At 60.3% G+C, this 385-nt stretch carries 1 pseudogene; it reads left to right on the top strand.

Features of this window, described 5'->3' with window-relative positions:
- Nucleotides 1-182: 182 nt before the first annotated feature.
- Nucleotides 183-385: pseudogene (locus tag HUA78_RS45835) on the top strand (hypothetical protein); the annotation flags it as partial.

Below are 385 nucleotides of genomic sequence, written 5' to 3'. Positions count from 1 at the left end.
ACAAAGCTGGACGGTCCTTCCGTCCGGCGCGAGCGAGCGGTTGGTTCCTGGCTCAGGCGAGGAACCTTTCAATGCTCACAAGTATTTCATGACCAATCCGAGTCTGTCGGGCCGTGGCAAATCTCTCAAAAATTCTAGCCCCAAGTCTCTCGCGCAACGTGGATACCGTTAACATCGGCTCCATGCGCCGCGAAGCGCAAGGCCGTCTCAGCCTGGGACGGCCGGTGGCGATCATCGACATCGGTTCGAACTCTGTGCGCCTCGTGGCCTATGAGGGGCTCACCCGTGCGCCGACGCCCATCTACAACGAAAAAGTGCTCTGCGGCCTCGGTCGTCATGTGGCGACGACCGGACGTCTCGATGATGAGGCCGTCGACAAGGCTCT

This window comes from Myxococcus sp. CA033 (assembly GCF_013336625.1).
GTDB classification, from domain to species: domain Bacteria; phylum Myxococcota; class Myxococcia; order Myxococcales; family Myxococcaceae; genus Myxococcus; species Myxococcus llanfairpwllgwyngyllgogerychwyrndrobwllllantysiliogogogochensis.
Note: the sequence above shows the minus strand (reverse complement) of the source record. Positions and strands in the feature narration are given on the sequence as shown.